Below are 24073 nucleotides of genomic sequence, written 5' to 3' on the forward strand. Positions count from 1 at the left end.
TTGTTATGAATAATACCTAAATCAGGGATTATTTAATATAACATCAAATGAAATCAACGAACTTAATTCAATTTGTTTGCCTTTTTTTAATTGCGTTATTTTCTTGTAAGCAATCTGTGAGTGCTCCCATTCAGGAAACACCCATTCAAGCTGAAGTTATTAAAGCTCCGGAAAATGATACCACTGCGATCGTACAGGGAATAAGAAAATTTATCCATTGGTATCAAGAACATTATGCAATGGTTAATCAAGTTAAATTTTTAGCTAAAGATAAATCAAGTAACTATCAGGTAAATTTATCTGAATGTTCTCAGTATTTAAAAAATCTTGAATCCAGTGGATTGATCTCACCAGATTATCTTAAAGAGTGGAATAAATATTTTGAATCCAAAGCTGTTTATTTGAAAGAGAATCCCGTATCAGAAGGTCCGCCGGAAGGATTTGAATTTGATTTGGTGTTGATCACTCAGGAACCCGAGTTAGTATGGAATGCTATTGACAGTTTAACGATTGAAGTAAAAATGACTTCAGACCAAAAAGCCGTAGCGACCATTCTAGGAGATTTTGCTTATGAAATTGATATGAGCAAATTGAATGGTGTATGGAAAATTGATTACATCTCCACCATGAATTATGATTAATTTTTTCGGAATCTACTTCTGTTTTAATTTCATTTCAATTAAACTATAACTATGCTTCCTTTGATTGTAAGATTTTAACTGGTATTACTTGTATGTTGATGCAATGATGTAGAATTTCTTGTAGGGTTTTAAAAAATAGTTGTAATTACTTGTTAATTACCATACAGTAGGAATGCATTGAAATCTGTTTGTATATTTAATGGGACTTACAACGAGAGGAAAATTTTTAAATAAAGACAACTCTAGAACGGGCATTTGACTGTTAAAAAACAGAACCCGATAAAAGCCCGGATACGCTTCTTGAAAGTTAATCGTTTTAGTGTCAGAAAATCCATCGAACTGCTGGATTTTCTGATTGCTTAAGCTATCGTAAATTTCAATCGTATCGAATTTCTTCTCACCAGTGCTTAGCAATAAAATGTTATTATTAAATGGAAATAGTGTTCCTTCTAACTGTACTTTTAAGAATCGTTCTGTAATTAATTGAATAGTTTCAGGGTCAATTGGATGCTCTTTGACTGCTGTAATCCGACACGGACCATTTTTGATATTGATGTTGATGAAAATTTCTTCCGAACAAAGCATCGTATCCTGCACAGGCAATTCAGCGGATCTGCCGTTTCCGGCATCTGGAAGCAGGTAAATTTTATTTGCAAATCTGGATTGTTTTTCTAAATTTCGTTCATCTACATCCCAGTCAGATGGATAAACTGCTTCATTTAAATCAAAAACACTGCCAGCATAATGTTTAACAAATGGATTCAATAAAATAACTCTGGGCATCGTTTTAAAGCTGCCAAATTACAAGAGCTGGGACAATTTGATTACCAGCCCAGGAAATCCAACGGCACAAAAAACAAGCCCCCACCGAAATAATTTGCTGGGCAAGCTTCCTGTTTGATCATCTTCCAAAGCAAACTGTTGAATGGACTTGTATATGTAATAATAAATTTTAACAGATTGACCTGGTTTATAGGGACTCGGGTTTTGAAACGTCCTTGAATAATGCATATACTTTCCATTATCAGTTTTAAACTCGACGACCGGAGCCACAGGATGATTATTAAATGATTCCACTGTATTACCGGATTCGTCTCGCATTTCGATAACCATTCCATCAGCTACTTGACCCTTGGACAAGGTATGTGCAATTTCATTGCTTTTTTGATGGGCAAGAATTAATAAATATGTACCCAATAAGACTAAAATGGGTCCAATGGAAATTAATATATTTTCAATAAGCTCCATAATTGCGGACTGTTTTTAAAATTACTTGCTAACGAATCGGAATTATAATTGAACAATTAAAAATGATTTGAAACCAATTGCAAAAATAATTATTTCCCGGATTGCATAAAGAGAAGTAAGATAATCAGTCCACCGATTATAACGAGAATAAAGATTCCTATAGGAATGTATAAAATAAGGTTGGCTGCCCGCTCATTCCCAATATGCTTCATATAATACGAACCAACTAAAATACCCAGAGCCAAAAAGATGCGTTTAAAATTCATCCAGTTGTAATAATTTCTATCCGACCAGTCATTGATTTGATAGAAATACAATAATATAAACATCAATAACACAAGTGCAATAATGATAAAACAAGGCCAGTAAAGTTTATTGAGGAGTGTGTGAAGCATTGATATTATGGATTAATGTGAGGTCAATTTAAAAATAGTTGGATTGGATTATTTTGCTAATGTACTGGAAAATGTAAATTTAGTAAACAAAATCCGAAATTGATGGGAGCTTTGATTAGAATTGAATCTTTAATTGAAGCTATGTTTGTAGGCATAAATATGCAATAAAAGCCAATAGAAATTAGAGTGTCAACCACAACCATTAGCGAAGCACTCGGATATACATTAGAAAAGATGACTCAGGGATATTTTGATTCTTTTGAGAATGATATGGTAGATAAATATCATGATATGATAATCGACCTTTCATCTTAAGTAAGACGAAAATTTATGGGCCATTTATGCCATTGGTTAAATCATAAATGCTCCTTTTGTTTCATTTTCATCAATCAGATATATAATTACTTTTCATTACGACTTTGTTGAACGAACCTGGCTAAAGTGATATAAAAAAATAATTAAAGCTTGGATCAATACCCAAATTCAATATGATCAAGAATTTTACAAGGTCCGTAAACCAAAATCTGAAAGTTCTGGCTGCCAATAATGGAATTACAGATGAAATTTCAAGTTATTGGGCCAGACATAGTTTTGCAACAAATTTGATACGTTCAGGTAAAAGCATGGAGATTATTGGCGAGGCTTTTGGTCACAGTGATAAAAAAACTACTCAAAATTATTTTGCTGGTTTCGATAACGAAACCAAAAAGGAAATTAGCAATGATTTGATGAATTTTCTGGAGCTATAAAAATAGGTTTATATCACCTGCTTTTTTATGAATTACCCCAGTTGTACTTTTCCACACAATTTGATAGACATACACCCCCGGCAAACATTTTTTGCCTTGTACACTGCCATCCCATTGTAAACACTGGTATGTATTGACCAACTCTCTACTACATTCAAATACCCGATTTCCCCAACGATCAAATACTTGTATACTTTCTAATGTCCCACTTCCTTGCTCCAGAATTGGTCCCCAATGATCATTGATCTTGTCCCCATTTGGGCTAAAACTATTGGGTACATAAAGATCTTTTTCCTTTTTAATTACCCTTATAAATATGGAATCAACAGATGTGCAACCATTGTCATCTTTTACAGTAATATAGTATTTGGTATCCACTGCTGGACTGATTTTTGGTCGGAAGCAATTTATACAACTCAATCCGGTAGATGGGGACCAGATAACCCGGCTTACATTGGACGAATAATATGGATCTATTAATAGTGAATCACCTTCTTCCATGTCTTGCTCCGTGAGTACATCAACTATTATATCGTCGTACCAAGTTGTCGTATAATTATATGTTGAATCGCATCCATTCTGATTATGCTTGCGGATGATCCAGTTCCTTTCATTTTTAATCCAGTTGTTTTCTATCCATATGGAATCTCCCTGACAAATATAAAATTGTAGGTTTACAGTTTTTGGTATTTCCTTAAATTTAATTAAGGACCAATGTACTGAATCGCATCCGTTTATATCTTGATAATGTGTTTCAATTTGAGCGGTATTATAAATCCATTTACCTTCGATTTGGATTGAATCTCCTGGACACATTTCATATTTACTGGTATCTGATATTTGTGAGACATACAATTTTATGTTAAGTGCCCAAATAGAATCGCAACCCTGATAGTTGGGAAACACTATTTCTTTTTGTAAACTGTCTTTATACCATACACCTGAAAACAATACGGAATCTCCTTTGCACATGATATGATTAAATTGATTGATTTGATTCTTAGGATACACCCTCACTTGAATTATGTGATTTGAGTCACATCCATTTCGATCTGAATGTGTCTGAACAATATCAATGCTATCCTTATACCATTTCTGATCAATACGAACTGAATCACCGGAACAAATCCAAACCTGTTCAGTAGATGAATTGGAAGGAAGATTTCTTATTAGTTGTATATAAGATACCGAATCACAACCTGATTGATCCTGATGGGTGAATGATAACAGGGTATCGCCGTAATAAGGAAAGTTATCAATATAAAGTGTATCTCCAGAACAAAACCATAGACTATCCCGATGTATAATTGATTGTTTTATAGACTTTATACAAACCAAAATGCTACTATCACAAAACTCATCAAACTGAATTTTCATATCCAAACAGGTATCAGTGTTCAACAATGCTAAATCAAAACTGTCCGATTGTAGAAATTTTCCATTGATAAAAACACTGTCTGCATTTGAGTTGAATTTAAACCTGGCCGGACTCCCAATACAAACTAGCGTATCCTGTTGCAACCAATTAAATGAAGGCTTGCAATTGCAATTATTGACCTTTATTTTAAGGGTATCACTTTTATATCCGCAGGGAGTGGGATAGGCAGCTATGACCCGTTTATATCCTGGTTTTGCAAAATAAACTTCGATCGTATCTCCATTGTGATTGGTAATCACTCCTCCGTCGGGTAACTCCCATTGAAGATCCGGATGAGGGCAAGGATCCGTCAACACATACCTGACAGTAGTATCTGCACAAAATTCATACGGGCCATGTGTATAAAGTCTGTAAGGAAACTGCAAGCTTTGTGCAAAATGAGGTGCTCCAAGTCCTGATTTATCTCCCAAATAAAATCCTTGTAATAGAAAATCACAGGTTAAGCCTTTTTTATTCGGTTTTTCTATTGTATAAAGAAAATCTCCACTAAAAAATGATGTTATATAAATTTTCCCATCAGGTCCTAATACCGGAGCCCTGTATTTCTTCTGTATTGATCAGATATCAACACCAGGCTTTTATTAATTTCTGCGGTATCAAGAACACTTAAGTCAATTTGCCATATCTTTGAGCCTGTAATATAAAGTTTGCTATCATCGGATGAAAATTCAGCTCCGTATACAAATTCATTATACAAATTAAAAGTAAGAGGTAATCCATTGTATATTGTTCCGGTCAATGGATCAAAATGATGCAATTCTATTGCATTTAGATAAATCCTGTTTACTCGATCGTATCCCGAAGTAACTTCAGCAATTTGAGCTCCAGAATGCGAAGACTTTAAGTAACCTCTTAACGCAAATTTCCAATCAATATTATTAGAAACGCCAGAGTTCATTTTACCATTCAGACTTAATCCATTTTGGTCCAGTTTCCAAACTGTAAATTGCTCAGTAATAGCATTCTGCCCAATGATCCACCAGTCTTTACCATTACAATGACGTATTCCTTCCACTCGCTCCGATGAGGTATCCATCAGGATTTGATGTTTTTGAACTACTTTTCCAAGTCCTCCGTTTTGACTCATATCAATAATAGCATATCTGAGTTTTTTAGCAAAGGTATCTGTTTGGTCTGTTATCTGATCCGGATAAAAAAACCAATACAAAGAATCACTGCCAGGTTCAGGTAGGATTAGATTCATTGTACTTGATCGACCACCAGCTCGACTTGGAAAATAAATATTGCCATTATCCATAACCTGGTGCAGTGAATTAAATATGTCATTATTGTCTGTATAAAACAACAAATTGCCATTGCGATCACAAATAGATGTTTGGGCTTCACCACCGCGAATTGCATATCCGGTATCAACTGCAGAGAAGCCCTTGTTCCAATTTAAACCATGCTCACCAATATACCAAATTGAAGTTTCAAGCCCTGTTGGGCAGGAATCTTTTAGTAATACTGAAATTTGATTGTAAACAGATTCACCAATTCTGGTGATATTTCTCTTTGACCTGAGGATATCTTCATAGGCTGTAAACTGATTTTCCTTTTTTTTAACCAAGGAATTATTATTCTTATATAGTTCTATTTCAATAACATCAATATCCCAAATTAAACTCCTGAAACTAACTCCAATAATCAAAAATAAACATATCCAAAAAATATATACATTTTTCATCACTGCATATTGCTTTTTATAAGACCCCCTTATACTGTTAAACGCTTTCTAATAAGTTCAATTCAAGGTCGTTGAGAAGAAGATAACTTAAAGATAAATTATTTGATGAAATATTTACACATTTAACTTAACTAACCAAAACATCCTAATGGATTTGTCCCTTGTAAAATTGCTTGAGAGAAATTTTAAGTATTTTAAATTGCTTGACCCATGCGTTCTTCTGTAAGGCCTCAAGTGCATGACTGTGCTTCAAACTTAGCTGTCCAAGAATTTTCATCTCATCGTCTTGCAAGAAGTCGGTAAATGTGTTGGAATATTAACTTCTTGTCATGTCAGGTATTTTCGTTTCGTATTATACATCAGCAAATACCCTCTCTTGTTTGCATCACTTAAAAATGAACGGCTCACCAATGTTTCCATAAAAGGATGCTTTTCTAAAAATGGACTCAATAGTTTTTCAACTCTACCTTCTGTTACACCTATTCTTTTTGCAAATTCAATAAAGTCGGTTTTAGAAGGGTGTCCGTTTTTTTTGTATGCATCACTTTTAAAATTATCGGCAAACAATCCCCTGTCCAACGCAAAATCTGAATCGTCCACATGCAGCATTGTATTTACCAAATCGTAAGCAGGACTAAGCAAATAATCACCTTTGGATGATTCAAGCAAAGAGAAGTTTTTCAAATGTGCATCACCATTAGAGAACAGGAAATTGAAAACCACCAACGAAAAATATTTTTCTATCTCCACTCTCCAAGCCGGAACATATTTTTGTATCAGCATTCCAACTTCTTCATAGCTGTATTCATATTTGAAATTGGCTCCGGCATTGTCTTTTGTTTTTCCTGCCAGTGTTGCAAAATCTTCCTTCCCCCACTTTCCGCCTTCTTCTTTTACATCAAATCGTTTGGTTATGTATGCAGGTGAGCCATTCTTAAAAAATATCATGGCACATTCGGCAGCGTTTAATCCATAAACCTGTTTCGCTATTTGCATTGTCAGATGTTCGTTTGCGGGAACTTGGTCAACCTTCTTTAAATCTCTTGGTATTGGTTTGAGTATGTAAGTCCCTTGTTCTCCTTCGTTAGTCAAACGCAGCAGATTTTTCTCAAGCAGAAAACTTAATTTTTCTTGTACACCCGATATTGAAATGCGTTTGCGGTTTTCCATAAATTTTTCTGCTACTTCTTCACTTTGCTGTGGCTGTTCATAGGGCAAAACATGATTTACTTTTTTGCCACTAAACAAATTTCGTAAACAACTTGGACTGTAAGTTGTAAACCCTTCGGCCAAAGTTCCCGGGCAATATTTCAATTCATCTAAGTTCATTTTGCTGTGATTGGTTTTACTGTTACTGCTCCTATCGTATCAAACTGTGCTGTCGCCATCAACAAACCGAAATTGTCTTCTTCGTCTATTTTCAATTGAGTGCATTGCAATTTTCTGTTTACACCTTCACTTAGTAAGTTAAAAAAAAATGGGAACAAAATTTCGCTGCTGTATTCTTTTTGAGTTTTTGGTATTGTTAAACTGATAGCCGGTTTGGTCACATCATTAAAATAATTGTCGTCATACCTGAACACAAAATGCTGACGATTTTCTTCCGTCAGCGTTCCAGCTAAAATTCCGTTACGGTATATTTCCATTGCTCTCATTTATTCAATGTTTCTTTTTCACTTCAAGTAGCAATTCCATTCCCAACACTTCTGCTAATTTGTTTAGCACATCCAGTGACGGATTACCCTGTCCTCGTTCCAGTTTATACAGCGTATTGGTGCTTACTTTAGCCAGTTCTGCTAGGTGTGGTTGAGTTATACCCAACTCTTTTCTTCTGTGTTTTATGGTTTCCCCAAGTTGCTTGACTAACATTATAGTGTGATTTGTATGGTAAAAGTAGTTTTTGTTTTCTAATTAAGCAAGTAAAATCACAACATAATGTGATTTTGTAGAAAATTCATGGGAGATGGAAGGGCAAACCTTATTGAATCAAATTTTAGTGTGAGTTCACTTTTGTTTTATTGTCAGTTTGTTCAAGGCACAAATATTCAAAGTTAGCAGTGACCCCAAGCATTGCAGTTAACTTTTACATATCGTTCAATACCTCTTTTCTTGATTTTGGTTTCTAACAGAATAGCTTGAGACCGATTTTCGACAGGGATCGAAAGAATATGGACCCAGGGAATTCCTTTACTCGTAAATTTTGATTTACCGTGATTATGTTCTTCAAAACAAATTTCAAAATGTTGGGTAGAACCAACATAATATTTATTTAATAATGCACTAATTAAGATGCAAACAGTATACATTTTTAAATCAAGGGTGTTCAAAAAAGCTCTTGGTAAAATTACCAAGAGCTTTGTGGAGGATCAGGGATGCCGACGATCCCCTGTTTTAGCTATTTAACATGTAAAGAAAACAGAACAGTGGATGTCGGCATGCTGACATCAAGGCCGAGTTAGTTAAAATTATAGAATGAATTTTAAGCCTTGATCGTCAGCATTCGAACCCATTTTACTACAAATAAAAAAGGGCTGTCTAAAAAGACAGCCCTTCAGTGTGGAGGATCAGGGATGCCGACGATCCCCGTTTATGTTTTTTCACATTTGAATATTTTTCCCACGGGTATGTTGGCATGCAGACATCAAGGCGGTATAAGTAAAATTTATTTAATAATTTATATGCCTTGTTTGTCTGCATTAGAACCCAGGCCCCTGACTCAAAAAAGAAACTACTCTAACGAGTTGAGTTATTTCTCTATCATAGGATTAATGTCCTTTAAGTATCGTTCAATACCTCTTTTCTTGATTTTTGTTTCTAACAGGATAGCTTGTGAGCGACTTTCCAATGGAATTGAATAAATAAGAATCCAAGGAATTCAAGTTTTGGTAAATGGGGTTTTACCATGATTATGTTGGATAAATCTTTGTTCAAAATTCTGGGTAGAACCAACGTAAAACTTATTCAGTTTTTGACTGAATAAAATATAAACAGTATACATTCGAAATAAGGGTGTTAAAAATAAAGACCGGACTAAAGTCCAGTCTTTATGTGGAGGATCAGGGATTCGAACCCAGGACCCCCTGCGTGCAAGGCAGGTGCTCTAGCCAGCTGAGCTAATCCCCCAAGTCAAATTTTATAGATGCAAAGCATCAATAAAATGAAAAAGTAAATATAAAAGCTTCCATACATTAAATGGAAGCGAAGAAGGAGAAACCCAGAACCCTGGCGCCTAAAGCGCCATGCTCTAGCCAGCTGAGCTAATCCCCCAAGTGATAGTTTGTTTTATATTTACTACTCATCATTACAAGTAGTTTGGTTTTTGAACCCAGGACCCTGGCGCTTTTGGCGCCATGCTCTAGCCAGCTGAGCTAATCCCCCGAGGACAGTAGTCAGCAATTAGTAGTCAAAAGTCAATCAATTGCTGATTTCTTAATTTAAAAAACGGTACAAAGATAATTTTCTTTGTAACATTTGGTAGTCCCGCCCAGATTTGAACTGGGGACCCCTACATTATCAGTGTAGTGCTCTAACCAACTGAGCTACGAGACTATTTTTTAAAAAAAGGATAGCCAGGATGAACAAAAAATTCCATTAAAAAGAAGCCTAATAATAAACAATTAGAGTCAATCTGACCGAAGTCAATATTGTTTTTCTCTTTAAAAGGAGGTATTCCAGCCGCACCTTCCGGTACGGCTACCTTGTTACGACTTAGCCCCAGTCACCGGTCTTACCTTAGATAGCTCCCAGTAAAGTCACCATCTTCAGGTACCCCCGGCTCCCATGGCTTGACGGGCGGTGTGTACAAGGTCCGGGAACGTATTCACCGCGCCGTGGCTGATGCGCGATTACTAGCGATTCCAACTTCATGGAGTCGGGTTGCAGACTCCAATCCGAACTGAGACCGGCTTTCTGGGATTTGCTCAACCTCGCGGTCTGGCTTCCCTCTGTACCGGCCATTGTAGCACGTGTGTCGCCCTGGGCATAAAGGCCATGATGACTTGACGTCATCCCCACCTTCCTCTCGGCTTACGCCGGCAGTCTCTCTAGAGTCCCCATCATTACATGCTGGCAACTAGAGACAAGGGTTGCGCTCGTTGCGGGACTTAACCCAACACCTCACGGCACGAGCTGACGACAGCCATGCAGCACCTTGCTTTGTGTCCTATTACTAGGCCTAATTGCTTTCACAATCATTCACGCGCATTCTAGCCCAGGTAAGGTTCCTCGCGTATCATCGAATTAAACCCATGCTCCACCGCTTGTGCGGGACCCCGTCAATTCCTTTGAGTTTCAACCTTGCGGTCGTACTCCCCAGGTGGCTTACTTATCGATTTCTCTTAGTCACTCAACTTTTCAGTCAAACAACGAGTAAGCATCGTTTAGGGCGTGGACTACCAGGGTATCTAATCCTGTTCGCTCCCCACGCTTTCGTGCCTCAGCGTCAATATAGGTCCAGTCAGCTGCCTTCGCAATCGGTGTTCCATGACATATCTAAGCATTTCACCGCTACATGTCACATTCCGCCAACCTCAACCTCATTCAAGCTCTGCAGTATCAATGGCAATTCCATGGTTAAGCCACAGCCTTTCACCACTGACTTACTAAGCCGCCTACGCACCCTTTAAACCCAGTGATTCCGGATAACGCTTGCACCCTCCGTATTACCGCGGCTGCTGGCACGGAGTTAGCCGGTGCTTATTCTTCTGGTACCGTCAGTTCTCGATAAATCGAGCTTTTTCGCCCCAGACAAAAGAAGTTTACAAGGCAGAGCCCCTTCATCCTTCACGCGGGATGGCTGGTTCAGAGTTTCCTCCATTGACCAATATTCCTTACTGCTGCCTCCCGTAGGAGTCGGGTCCGTGTCTCAGTACCCGTGTGGGGGTCCACGCTCACGCCCCCTACTGATCATCGCCTTGGTAGGCCGTTACCCTACCAACTAGCTAATCAGACGCACATCCATCCTATACCGACTCATCTTTAATTATCTAATTATGCAATCAAATAATACTATGGAGTATTAATCTCAGTTTCCCAAGGCTATCCTCCTGTATAGGGCAGGTTATGTACGCGTTACTCACCCGTGCGCCGCTCTAGGTCATCTATATTGCTATAAACAACTTACCGCTCAACTTGCATGTATTAAGCCTCCCGCTAGCGTTCATCCTGAGCCAGGATCAAACTCTCCATAGTACTGTATCTTACAGTCTAGTGACTTTCGATCCATTGGCCTCTCAAATAATTTTCAGGTTTTTCTTAAATTCCTTCCTAGCTTATCCTATCAAAGATCGTTTCCCCTTGAGTGTTTCTCTCAAAAGGACTGCAAAAGTATCATTCTAAGACTGTTTCTCAAAATATCTTTTTGAAAAATATCCAGATCATCGTATCAAACTGAGATCTCCCCAGATTCGCTGGATTTCTAAGGCCGTATTGCTGATTTCTATATAATAGACATAAACTCCTGGATTTAAATGGCGTTCCTCTACTTTTCCATTCCATCCTTTTAAAGGCTCATTGACCGGAACATTGCGTGCTTCAAATACCTGATTTCCCCAGCGATCAAAAATTTGCATTAATTGAACTACCGCTTGTGGGTCACCTTGCACATAAAAATAATCGTTGATGTTGTCTCCATTCGGACTAAAACTATTGGGTACAAAAACTTTGGCATCTACCCGAACACGGATTAAAACAGAATCTAAACTTTCACAATTTCGTTCATCAATTGCTAAACTGAATATCCAGGTATCCTGATTCACTTGAAAGGTTACTGGATTGCAATCTACACATCCGATCACTCCCGATGGATTCCATTGGATATGCTGCCAATTGTGATTGGTTTGTAACAGCAATTGAACCTGACTGCCTTTATTGACCAGTTGCTCATTTCCCAATTCCGTTGTAAAAGCTTCCGGATTTTGAAAATCGATTTCTATTGAATCTGTTATACAACCCTGCTGGTCTTTGATATAAACCTGATGCTTTCCGGGACCCAAATTAGTGAGTTGGTTTTGTTGACCTATATTGCTTTGATTTAAATAAACAACATAAGGTTTATTAAAATCCTGCTCGTTGAGTATACGGATCTTTGCATCTGCTTTGTCATGACAACTTATGGAATCCAATTTAAATTGCAAACGCAAAGGAACCAACAGGGTATTTGTGATCACTAAACTGTCACATCCATTGCTCTTTTGCAACTGAATTGTATCCAGCCCAGCTGCTGAAGCCAAACAAGTACTTTGATTAATTAAACTGGTATCAGAAGATTTAAAGGACGTATTGATAATTACCAAACTGTCACAGGTGCTTGTAGCAAAGAGCATACTGTCTATACCGACTTGATTGACATCACAACTGGTTAGAAAAATTCGTGTGGTATCGGAAGGTGTAAATTGTGTATTGATAATTACCAGACTGTCGCACGTGGACGTATTGTAAAGTTTGCTGGTAATGCCAACTAAATTTAGATCACAGCTGGTTTGTTGGATAAATGTAGTGTCTGAAGGAATAAATTGCGTATTGACGATTACGATGCTGTCACATGTTGCTGTTTGGTAAATGATGGTATCAACGCCTGCTTGGCTTAAATCGCAGCTGTTTTGTTGAATAAAGCTGGTATCAATTTTTAATCCGATGTGATTGGTTATTACCAAACTGTCGCAATTGGATGTTGAGAAGACGAGGGTATCGGTATAGTTTTTAATCAAACCGCATTCGTTTTTTGAAATAAATTGCGTGATAACTCCAGAAAATGTGGTGTTAATACCTACCACACTGTCACATCCAAAAACATTGGTGAGATTTAGAAATTTGAATCCTACATCCAAACTGTCACAACTGCTTTGTTGAATAAAAATACTGTCCTTTCGCAATGGAATTTTTTCGGTCAAGACCAGTGAATCACAAAACTTTCCGATAAAAACAGCGGTATCCACAACAATACTTGTAAAACTGCAATCATAAATTTTTAGTCGACTGGTATCCATGGGATGAATAACGACCTGTGTAAAAATGATGGAATCACAGCCAAACTGATTGTTCAATCGCAGGGTATCAAAAACGTTTATTTTAGGATCGCAACTCGATGTATTGATATAGGTGCTGTCAGCACTTCGTCTTATTTTTTCAGAAATGACGACACTGTCACAGCCACCGGAACTAAACACCATGGTATCCAAACTGTTTCCGGGAAAAGTGCAGGAGAATTGAGTGATCCGAAAAGTATCGGTTCCACTTCGATAGCTAAAACTTGCGGTACTGCTGTCAATATTTCCACACCGGTCTTTTGCATAAAATGTAAGGACCATTGGATTTTTCGTTGAATCTCCGTCAAAATTACTGGATCGGATGATTGTATCGCAGTCCATAGCATTGGAAGAATAGCCAAAATTTTGTAACCAACTTCGCAAGCTGTCGCGGACATTTGGAATGCAAGAAAACGATTTATCAATTGCAGGTAAAATAAAACGGGGAGCGCTGGTATCTCTAACTATAAATTTTGCAGATTCTGTACTTTCTTTTCCACAATGATCTGTTGCTTTAAATGTAACAATTACCGTGTCGCAAGCCAATCGGGGCGTTCGAATGAAACTCGAATTCCAATTGATTACATCACAGGCATCTGTTGCTATGGCAAATCCATTTTGTCTTACCCAATCATTAAATAGTTTCAATACATCTTGTTGACAATAAGTAAAAGTATCTTTAGGCAATTGTGTAAATTCTGGTGGAAATTGATCTATGATATTTATAATTTGAACTTCTGTTTGAATGTTGCCACAATCGTCTTTGATGTCCCAGCTTCTGGTAATTTTTTTAGTGCACGGATCAAATGTTTCTTTAGTTTCTCTAAATGCAATCACTGGGTCCGCATCGCAATTATCCGTGATGTCTAAAATTGGAACCGGTGGCACATCCAAATCACATTCTACATTGTAATCATCAGGAGGGTTGTTGACTACAGGTTTTTCAAGATCGGTCGGACATTCGAAAATTGTAATATCGTCTATCAGCATTCCAATTTGATAGGTGGCTGAACTGGAACCAGTATCTGTAAAGGAAAGAGTGGCAGTTGTAGCTTGTGCAACAAATGTATATGTCTTCTCTAACCAAACAGCAGCCCCCGGATTATTTGCAGTCCAACTTACATTAAGCCAGGATCCATTTGCAACTTTTAAATTCGCAGAAAAACTCCCATTCGATGTGAATGTTGCATACCAAAATTTAATGGTATACTGGTATCCGGGAGTCAAGCCATACAATGGATATTCTATCGTGCCGGCAATGCTGCCAGTAGACGGTGAACCAAACAAATCTATAAAGTGACTTTGCCCGTTAGGATTTCCGAGTCCAAGTCCTCCACAGTATTCCGCACCCCCATGATCAATTGTCCCTTGGGTAACATTCCATGGACCAAACGTAGTAAATGCAGTATAATAAAAATAGTTATTTAAAGGTGGAAACGGATCAATTTCAAAATCCAATCCAGGAAAATCCAATTGCCTGGGTGCGCCGCAACAACACAATACTCTGGAATTTTGATAAGAAAAGATAGCCGTGGCACTATCTATATTTCCACATCGGTCTTTGACATAAAATTTTACTTGAATTGGATTTTTTGTAGAGTCTCCATCAAAATCAGTACTCATAATAATTGTATCACAACGTGACGAGGTTTTAGAAAAACCAAAAGTACTAAGCCAGGATCTCAATGAATCTCTGATATTTATATTGTCAATAAAGTTTTTATCCTGTGGTTTGCTGATAAATATGGGAGCAACAGTGTCTTTAACCAGGAAATAAGCAGATTCAATAATTTCATTACCACACGGATCTATTGCAATAAAATCAACTGTTATACTATCACAATTTGTATTTGGCAAACGAGGGAATATATGTCTCCAACGAACTGTTCCACATGCATCTGTTGCAATTGCATCTCCATTTTTTTTGAGCCAATCAATAAATTCAATTATAACATTACTATTACAATATGCGATTTTATTTTCCGGATATTTTAAAAATTGTGCCGGGGTTTTATCAATTACATCAATAATTTGTTTTTGATTCGTTATGTTTCCACATACATCATTGATGATCCATTGACGGGTTATCTTCTTCGTACAGAAATCAATGATATCGGTATTTTCTTTAAATGATACCGAAGGATTTAAATCACAAATATCACTAATATCCAACTTGGGAATATTTGGAATATCCTTATCACATTCTACTTCTAGATTTTCCGGAGGATTATTGACAATTGGGCCTCCCAAATTATTTGGACATTCGAATATTTTAATATCATCCAGTAAAACACCGACAGAATAAGCAGGAGAGCTTGCACCCGTATCTTTAAATGACATTGTCGTAGTCGAAGATTGTGCAACAAATGAATAGCTTCCCTTCAACCAGATAGAATATCCTGAATTTGAAGCTGCCCAGCTTACATTTAGCCAGGCACCATTAGCTACTTTCAAATTGGCAGAAAAATTTCCTACCGTTGATATCGTTGCATAATAAAATTCAATAATATAAGTATAGCCGGGAGTCAAACCATCTAAAGGATATTCTATGGTACCCGCTGCACCTCCTGAACCTCCCCCAAATAAATCAATAAAATTGGAAGGCCCATTTGGATTTCCTGAATTCAATCCCGGGACATAATCTTTATCATCATGATCTATTGCTCCCTGTGACAAATTCCAGGGTCCAAAATTTGTTACAGCAAAATAAACTATGACTCCACCAATTGGAGGGGCAGGGTCAATCTCAAAATCTAATCCGGAAAAGTCCAATTCAGTTGGCGAGCCGCAACAACATTTACTTTGACTAAGCGTGTCGGATAACAAAAATAGACTAAAACAAATTGTTGAAATAATATATTTTGAGAACGTAAAATTCATTTATGCTAAATCTTTTTCATTTAATTAATGTAAAGTCTCCCTTTAATTCAATATTTCTCTGATCATTGAATCTAACTTTTGCATAATAAACAAAAACACCCGGATTCATTTTCTCAGATTTAAAAGAACCATCCCATCCTTTTAAAGGTTCATTGACCGGAACATTGCGTGCTTCAAATACCTGATTTCCCCAGCGATCAAATATTTGCATTAATTGGACGATCGCTTGTTGGTCACCTTGCACATAAAAATAATCGTTGATGTTGTCTCCGTTCGGACTAAAACTATTGGGTACAAAAACTTTGGCATCTTCCCGGACACGGATTAAAACAGAATCTAAACTTTCACAATTTCGCTCATCAATTGCTAAACTGTAAATCCAGGTATCCTGATTCACTTGAAAGGTTACGGGATTGCAATCCACACACCCAATCACTCCTGACGGATTCCATTGGATATGCTGCCAGTTGTGATTGGTTTGTAACAGCAATTGAACCTGACTGCCTTTATTGACCCGTTGCTCATTTCCCAATTCCGTTGTAAAAGCTTCCGGATTTTGTAAATCGATTTCTATTGAATCTGTTATACAACCCTGCTGGTCTTTGATATAAACCTGATGCGTTCCGGGACCCAAATTAGTGAGTTGGTTTTGTTGACCTATATTGCTTTGATTTAAATAAACAGTATAGGGTTTATTAAAATCCTGCTCGTTGAGTATACGGATCTTTGCATCTGCTTTGTCATGACAACTTATGGAATCCAATTTAAATTGCAAACGCAAAGGAACAAACAGGGTATTTGTGATCACTAAACTGTCACATCCATTGCTCTTTTGCAACTGAATTGTATCCAGCCCAGCTGCTGAAGCCAAACAAGTACTTTGATTAATCAAACTGGTATCAGAAGATTTAAAGGACGTATTGATAATTACCAAACTGTCACAGGTGCTTGTAGCAAAGAGGATGCTATCTATACCGACTTGATTGACATCGCAACTGGTTATGAAAATGCGCGTGGTATCGGAAGATATAAAGGAGGTATTGATGATTACCAAACTATCACACGTACTGGTAGCAAAGAGCATACTGTCTATTCCCACTTGACTAATATCACAACTGGTTAGAAAAATTCGTGTGGTATCGGAAGGTGTAAATTGTGTATTGATAATTACCAGACTGTCGCACGTGGACGTATTGTAAAGTTTGCTGGTAATGCCAACTAAATTTAGATCACAGCTGGTTTGTTGGATAAATGTAGTGTCTGAAGGAATAAATTGCGTATTGACGATTACGATGCTGTCACATGTTGCTGTTTGGTAAATGATGGTATCAACGCCTGCTTGGCTCAAATCGCAGCTGTTTTGTTGAATAAAGCTGGTATCAATTTTTAATCCGATGTGATTGGTTATTACCAAACTGTCGCAATTGGATGTTGAGAAGACGAGGGTATCGGTATAGTTTTTAATCAAACCGCATTCGTTTTTTGTAATTTGTTGAATGATAACACCAGAAAAAGTGGTGTTAATACCTACCACACTGTCACATCCAAAAACATTGGTCAGATTTAAAAATTTGAATCCTACATCCAAACTGTCACAACTGGTTTGTTGAATAAAAATACTGTCTTTTCGCAATGGAATTTTTTCAGTCAAGACCAGTGAATCACAAAACTGTCCGATAAAAACAGCGGTATCTACAACAATACTTGTAAAACTGCAATCATAAATTTTTAGTCGACTGGTATCCATGGGATGAATTACGACCTGTGTAAAAATGATGGAATCACAACCAAACTGATTGTTTAATCGCAGGGTATCAAAAACGTTTATTTTAGGATCACAACTGGATGTATTGATATAGGTGCTGTCAGCACTTCGTCTTATTTTTTCAGAAATGACGACACTGTCACAACCACTGGAACTAAACACCATGGTATCCAAACTGTTTCCGGGAAAAGTGCAGGAGAATTGAGTGATCCGAAAGGTATCGGTTCCACTTCGATAGCTAAAACTTGCGGTACTGCTGTCAATATTTCCACACCGGTCTTTTGCATAAAATGTAAGGACCATTGGATTTTTCGTAGAATCTCCATCAAAATTACTGGATCGGATGATTGTATCGCAGTCCATAACATTGGAAGAATAGCCAAAATTTTGTAACCAACTTCGCAAAGAGTCTCGGATCCCAGACACACAAACCAGATTTATGTTTTGAGCTTTTTTAATGAATTTTGGTGCCAAGGTATCCTGTACAACAAACCAGGCAAATTTAGTTACCTCATGACCACATGGATCAGCAACAATAAATTCACCAAGAATTGAGTCACAAGATTTAAAGGGTGAATGATCATAACTCGTACGCCAGTTAACTACACCACAAAGATCGCTGGCTTTAGCATTTCCTCTGGATTGCAACCAATCGTTAAATTCCTTAAGAATATCCTTATCACATGATACCAATTTGTTTTCCGGATCTTTTGTAAATTGAGGATCCGTTTTATCTGTAATAAATAAAACCTGATCTTCGATTGCTGTATTGCCGCATGCATCGGTTATTTCCCAGGTTCTGGTAATTTTTTTAGTACAGGCATCAATTACTTCTTTGGTTTCTTTGAATACTTGTTTAGGATTTAGATCGCAATTATCAGAAATTGATAACACAGGAGCTTTTGTTACATCCATTTCACATTCAAAGTCTAAATCATCGGGTGGATTTATTACTTCTGGTTTCTCGGTATCAAGTACACATTCAAAAATTCGAATGTCGTCAATGAGCATGCCGCAACATGGCGAAGCACCGGTTCCTGTAAATTCCATGTTCGCAACTGATCCATCGGCAATAAAAGTAAATGATTTTTCTAACCAAACGACATTTCCAAAATTACTGGCGGACCAACTTGTATTCAATAAACTTCCGCCATTGACAGTTAGTCTAGCAGAAACATTGGCACCAAAACTATGAATGGCGTACCAAAAATTAATGGTATATTCATTGCCTGCGGTTAATCCGGTTAATGTATATGAGGCAGCTCCCTGATTGAATCCATGCAAATCCATGTGTTGGGTTGATCCATTTGGATTTCCATCACCCAAATTTAAATGTGCGGGATCATGAATGCTTATGGATCCTGAAGTGATGCTCCAACCTGCATAATTGTCTCCTGCACTGTAGTCAATCCATCCTCCGGGTGGAGCAGTTGGAGGGGATTCAAAATCAAGATTGGAAGAAAACAATTCATTGGGAGTTCCACAGCAGCAGGTGACACTGCTTGAAGATCTGAATCCAAAGGTAGCAGTTGCACTATCTATATTTCCACAACGATCTTTTATATAAAATTGAAGCATTAATGGATTTTTTGTAGAGTCTCCATTAAAATTTGAAGTAAAAATGACGGTATCGCAATTGGATTTTGCCGATGAAAATCCAAAGTTAACCAACCAGTCTCTCAAAGAATCTCTAATAGCTGCTCCGCTTGTAAAAAATTTATCTTGTGGTTTTACATTAAAATGGAGACCTGCTAAATCCTTTACAATAAAATAAGCACTTTCGACCCGTTCATTGCCACAATTATCGAAGGCTATAAAATCTACCAACACGCTATCACAAATCGATTTAGGTACATGATCATAGATAATCCGCCAGCTTACGGGTCCGCATGCATCCATTGCTATTGCATTTCCATGTGCTTTAATCCAGGCATTAAATTCTTTTGAAATATCGGCATCACAATTTACACTCAGATCTACAGGTAAAATAGAAAAATCTGGAGGATTCTCATCAATCACATCAATGACTTGCTGATATACCATAGAATTTCCACAGGCATCTTTAACAGTCCATTCGCGGTTTATCTTTTTTTTGCATACATCCAAAACAATTTTTGATTCTTTATAGCTAATTATTGGATTCGCATCGCAATCATCTGTAGCAATTAATTTTGGTACCGGTGGAATCTGTGCATCGCATGCTACTTGTAAATCTTCAGGAGGATCCTGCAAGCTGGGTTTTTCTACATCATTCGGACATTCATAAATTGTAATGTCATCTATCAAAACGCCGATTCCATAGCTTGGTGAAATATCTATAAATTCTAAATCAGCAGAAACTGCCTGGGCAACAAAATTGTAAGATGCTTTTAACCAAATAACATTTCCAGGATTGGTTGCTGTTAATTTTACATCCAACCAATTTCCATTAGCCACCTTTATGTTGGCGCGATAATCTCCGGGAATATCAAATTTGGCATAATAAAATTCCAAGGTATATAAATAGGATGGAGTAAGTCCTGTTAAGGTATATTGCATTGCACCAGGATAACTTCCTGTATTGGGTACGGAACCATATAAATCTACAAAATTGGTCGCTCCATTTGGATTTCCACTTGCGGTATTAAAATAATGGGCTTTATCTACATGATCGACGTATCCGGTAGTTATCAACCAAGGACCCATATTGGATCCAACCGGATACCAGATAAACCAACCCGGAGGCGGATCTGGAGGAAATTCAAAATCAAATCCAGGGAAATCTAAAACCCTGGGTGAACCACAACAACATTTTGGTTGACTATATGCATGAAACTCAAATTGAATAAAAATCAATGCAAACCAAATCCACTTAAGTAGGAGTTTAAAATTCCTTTTTTTCAATTGATTTTTCATCTAATTAAACTGAGATCTCCTTTTAATTCAACTAAAACTTGATTACTGAATTTTATTCTTGCAACATAAATAAAAACTGCAGGATTCATTTTTTCAGATTTATAGCTTCCGTCCCAGCCTGAAACTGGATCATTAACAGGGCTCATTGTTTTTTCAAATACTAAATTACCCCAACGATCAAAAATTTGAAATAATTCAACGATGGCAGTTGGGTCTCCCTGGATATAAAAATAATCGTTGATGTTATCGCCATTTGGAGAAAATCCATTTGGAACAAAAACTTTTGCAGGTTCTTTAACACGGATTAAAACAGAATCCAAACTTTCGCAATTTCGTTCATCTACAGCTATGCTATATATCCATTGTTCGTTTTGAACTTGAAATTGTACTGGATTGCAATCAATGCATCCGATAAGAAAAGAGGGGCTCCAGTTAATATGTTGCCAAATTCGATTCGTTTGTAATTCCAATTTAACCAAACTGCCTTTTTCAACTTCCAAATCCTTGCCAAGTTCTGTTATAAATGCTTCCGGATTATTTAAATTAAAAAAAATAGAATCGGTTACACAGCCTTGATTGTCTATTATAAATAATTGATGTTGACCGGGATTCAATTGATCAACCCGATCCTGAAAGCCAAGAGTTTGGCCATCAAAAAATAAGGTATAAGGTGTTTGAAAGTCTTGTGTATTTAAGATCCGAATCTGCCCATCTTTTTTATCAAAGCAACTGATTGAATCCAATATGAATTGGATTCGCAAGGGTTCATACAAGGTATTCGTTACGATGATACTGTCGCAACCAAATTTATTCATTAAAAACACTGTATCAATTCCTGCATTTGCAGGCAAGCAGGATTTTTGAGTTCGTTGAATGGTATCCGAGGGAATCCAATTTGTCTGTAAAAAGACGATGCTATCACACTGACTTGTTGCATACACTAATGTATCGATGCCTATTAAGGTTACATCACAAGTGTTCCGACTTATATAACTGGTATCTGAAGGAATAAATTGCGTGTTTACAATGACCAGGCTATCACAAGGTGCTGTATTAAAAAGCAAGGTATCCACTCCAACTTGTTTAATATCACAGCTTGTTTGTGTGATTCGAGTTGTATCGGAAGGGATAAACTGCGTATTGACAATAACGAGACTATCACAACTGGTGGTACTAAAAATGCTTGTATCAATCCCTGCATTGTTTAAATTACAAGTAGTTAAAATAATCCGGGTGGTATCTGACGGTTGAAACAAGGTAGTTTCTATTGAAATACTGTCGCATGTACTGGTTTGATATATTATGGTATCTACTCCGGCTTTTAATATATCGCAACTTGTAGTTGTAGAATACGTGGTATCTATTTTCAAGGCAATGTATTGTGTGATCACTAAACTATCACAATTAGCAGTTGAAAATGTCATGGTATCTACATAATTACTTAACAAGCCGCATTCCATTTTAGTAATATAATTACTTATAATTCCTGTAAAATCAGTCTGGATCCTTACAATGCTGTCGCAACCAAATCGATTTTTCAATTGAAAAATTTTAACTCCTGCTGTAAGACTGTCGCAGGTAGTTTGTTTTATTTGGAAACTATCTTTTAGTAATGGAATTTTTTCAGTTATAATAACCGAATCACAAAATTGACCTTGAAGATGCGTTGTGTCGATTGTTAAAACAGGAAAATTGCAATCAAATACTTGGAGTCGCGTAGTATCTAAGGGTTTAATTTCTGTTAAGTAAAAAATCAATGAATCGCAGCCATTAACATTCAATAATCGAAGGGTATCATGTGTGTTTGCACGAGGATCACAACTAAATTGATTGATATGGGTCGTATCAGAATTTTGTTTTATTTGTTGTGTGATTACCACACTGTCACAACCATTGGAACTAAATACTGTGGTATCCATTTGATTACCAGAAAAATTGCAAGAATATTGTATGATACGAAATGTATCGCTATTGTTTCGGTAGCTAAAACTTGCTTTGCTGCTATCGACATTTCCACAAGCATCTCTTGCATAAAAGGTAAGTGTCAAAGGATTGCGAGAAGAATCCCCATTAAAATTTGAACTTTTAATAATGGTATCGCAATCCGATTGATTGGTTGAATATCCATAACTAGCTAACCAGTTTCGTAAGGAATCTCGTATGCCTGATACACAAACCAGGTTTTTGTTTTGTGGTTTAATGATAAATTTAGGAGCAAGGGTATCTCGAACAATAAAGGGTGCATATTCCAAATTTTCTTGTCCACAATGATCAATTGCTATAAACTCCACTAGAATTGTATCACAATGTTTGGAAGGAGGATGATCGTAATTTGTTCTCCAACTAACCGGACCGCAGGCATCCGTTGCCAAAGCATTTCCATTTTTTTTAATCCAGTCATTAAATTCCTTGACAACATCTTTATCGCAGAATACCGTTTTGGTTTCGGGCAGCTTGGTAAACTGTGGCGGATTTCGATCAATGACATCTATAATTTGTTCTTCATAGGTGATGTTACCGCAATTGTCTTTTATGGTCCAATTTCTGGTAATTTTTTTAGAACAGGCATCAATTACTTGTTTGGTTTCTAAAAAAGTTACTATCGGATTGGGATCACAATTATCACTTACAGAAAGGGTCGGTGCTTTAGGGACCTCTTTATCACATTCCACTTCCAAATCATCTTGAGGATTATTAACAACGGGATCTTCCTGATCACCCGGGCATTCAAAAATATGGATGTCGTCTATCAAGGTCCCTTGATACGGGATCGGCCCCGTACTGCTAAATTCCATGGTAGCGGTAGCAGCCATTGCCATAAAGGAATAGGTTTCTTTTCGCCAGGAAATTGCTCCTGATACCGACACGATCCAACTAACATCCAGCCAGGCGCCACCAGCAATTTTCAAATTTCCAAGAGAGGAAAAACCATCTCCATTTTGTGCGGTCCAAAATTCAATTCGGTATTGATTTCCCGGGGTCAGACCATATAAATCATAAGAAATTGCTCCTAAACCCGGAGAACCGTGAAGGTCCACAAAATAGCTGGCGCCATTTGGATTACCCGCTCCTAAATTACCGACTCCGGCATCACAATGGTCAATGGTAGCTCGGGTAACCGTCCAACCGCCAAAATTCTGACCGGCACTGTATACAAAAAATGTTCCAGGAGATGGAAGGGGGCCTGTTTCAAAATCCAGGTTTGGAAAAAAAATCTCTGAAAATTGTCCACAGCAACAGCCACCGCCTCCTAAAAGACTTTTTAGTGGAATCGGCACATCCCTTGGGGATTGGCCAATTCCCATGAATTGACAAAAGAAAGCAAGAATTACGAATAGGATAAATCGCAT

The 24073-nt window shown here is 37.3% G+C and carries 14 protein-coding genes, 2 tRNA genes, 1 rRNA gene and 1 pseudogene; 2 read left to right on the forward strand and 16 right to left on the reverse strand.

Features of this window, described 5'->3' with window-relative positions:
* Window positions 1–47 precede the first annotated feature (47 nt).
* On the forward strand, window positions 48–641 hold the full coding sequence (locus tag IPK91_12875; GenBank protein ID MBK8298144.1) for a hypothetical protein: 594 nt from the start codon (window positions 48–50) through the stop codon (window positions 639–641).
* A gap of 156 nt (window positions 642–797) precedes the next feature.
* Here IPK91_12875 and IPK91_12880 read toward each other — a convergent pair whose 3' ends face one another.
* From IPK91_12880 to IPK91_12890, 3 genes are all read right to left on the reverse strand, one after another.
* A complete protein-coding gene (locus tag IPK91_12880) occupies window positions 798–1424 on the reverse strand; it encodes a hypothetical protein (GenBank protein MBK8298145.1) in 627 nt (208 codons plus the stop codon).
* An 18-nt stretch (window positions 1425–1442) separates the two neighbouring features.
* Window positions 1443–1889: a DUF3592 domain-containing protein gene (locus tag IPK91_12885; GenBank protein ID MBK8298146.1), complete on the reverse strand. Its 447-nt coding sequence runs from the start codon at window positions 1887–1889 to the stop codon at window positions 1443–1445.
* Window positions 1890–1978: 89 nt separating this feature from the next.
* Window positions 1979–2284 (reverse strand): hypothetical protein, encoded by a 306-nt coding sequence (locus IPK91_12890; GenBank protein MBK8298147.1) that lies wholly within the window; start codon window positions 2282–2284, stop codon window positions 1979–1981.
* A gap of 488 nt (window positions 2285–2772) precedes the next feature.
* Between IPK91_12890 and IPK91_12895 the strand changes: the two genes are divergently transcribed.
* Window positions 2773–3033 (forward strand): tyrosine-type recombinase/integrase, encoded by a 261-nt coding sequence (locus IPK91_12895; protein ID MBK8298148.1) that lies wholly within the window; start codon window positions 2773–2775, stop codon window positions 3031–3033.
* Here the strand turns inward: IPK91_12895 and IPK91_12900 are convergent.
* The 13 genes and pseudogenes from IPK91_12900 to IPK91_12960 all read right to left on the reverse strand — a co-directional run bounded on the left by IPK91_12900 (window position 3028) and on the right by IPK91_12960 (window position 24073).
* Window positions 3028–4881, reverse strand: a complete 1854-nt coding sequence (locus IPK91_12900) for a gliding motility-associated C-terminal domain-containing protein (protein MBK8298149.1) — start codon at window positions 4879–4881, stop codon at window positions 3028–3030. The two genes, IPK91_12895 and IPK91_12900, sit on opposite strands and share 6 nt — an antisense overlap.
* Window positions 4882–4994: 113 nt before the next feature.
* Window positions 4995–6158 (reverse strand): hypothetical protein, encoded by a 1164-nt coding sequence (locus IPK91_12905; protein MBK8298150.1) that lies wholly within the window; start codon window positions 6156–6158, stop codon window positions 4995–4997.
* Window positions 6159–6485: 327 nt separating this feature from the next.
* Window positions 6486–7487: a HipA domain-containing protein gene (locus tag IPK91_12910; GenBank protein MBK8298151.1), complete on the reverse strand. Its 1002-nt coding sequence runs from the start codon at window positions 7485–7487 to the stop codon at window positions 6486–6488.
* Window positions 7484–7813, reverse strand: coding sequence for a HipA N-terminal domain-containing protein (locus IPK91_12915; protein MBK8298152.1), 330 nt, complete (start codon window positions 7811–7813; stop codon window positions 7484–7486). The genes IPK91_12910 and IPK91_12915 overlap by 4 nt, the downstream gene beginning before the upstream one ends.
* A 4-nt stretch (window positions 7814–7817) precedes the next feature.
* Window positions 7818–8027: a helix-turn-helix transcriptional regulator gene (locus tag IPK91_12920; GenBank protein MBK8298153.1), complete on the reverse strand. Its 210-nt coding sequence runs from the start codon at window positions 8025–8027 to the stop codon at window positions 7818–7820.
* Between the two features lie 182 nt (window positions 8028–8209).
* Window positions 8210–8485, reverse strand: coding sequence for a GIY-YIG nuclease family protein (locus tag IPK91_12925; protein MBK8298154.1), 276 nt, complete (start codon window positions 8483–8485; stop codon window positions 8210–8212).
* 419 nt (window positions 8486–8904) lie between these two features.
* A pseudogene (locus IPK91_12930) lies at window positions 8905–9156 on the reverse strand (GIY-YIG nuclease family protein).
* A 51-nt stretch (window positions 9157–9207) separates the two neighbouring features.
* Window positions 9208–9281, reverse strand: a tRNA-Ala gene (locus tag IPK91_12935).
* 349 nt (window positions 9282–9630) lie between these two features.
* Window positions 9631–9707, reverse strand: a tRNA-Ile gene (locus tag IPK91_12940).
* A 110-nt stretch (window positions 9708–9817) separates the two neighbouring features.
* Window positions 9818–11348 (reverse strand): 16S ribosomal RNA (locus IPK91_12945).
* A gap of 185 nt (window positions 11349–11533) precedes the next feature.
* Complete coding sequence (locus tag IPK91_12950) at window positions 11534–16063, reverse strand: gliding motility-associated C-terminal domain-containing protein (GenBank protein ID MBK8298155.1); 4530 nt, start codon at window positions 16061–16063, stop codon at window positions 11534–11536.
* 16 nt (window positions 16064–16079) lie between these two features.
* Window positions 16080–20723, reverse strand: a complete 4644-nt coding sequence (locus IPK91_12955; GenBank protein MBK8298156.1) for a gliding motility-associated C-terminal domain-containing protein — start codon at window positions 20721–20723, stop codon at window positions 16080–16082.
* Window positions 20720–24073 (reverse strand): gliding motility-associated C-terminal domain-containing protein, encoded by a 3354-nt coding sequence (locus tag IPK91_12960; protein ID MBK8298157.1) that lies wholly within the window; start codon window positions 24071–24073, stop codon window positions 20720–20722. Before IPK91_12960 ends, IPK91_12955 begins: the two co-directional genes overlap by 4 nt.

The organism is Saprospiraceae bacterium, assembly GCA_016712145.1.
GTDB lineage: Bacteria > Bacteroidota > Bacteroidia > Chitinophagales > Saprospiraceae > Vicinibacter.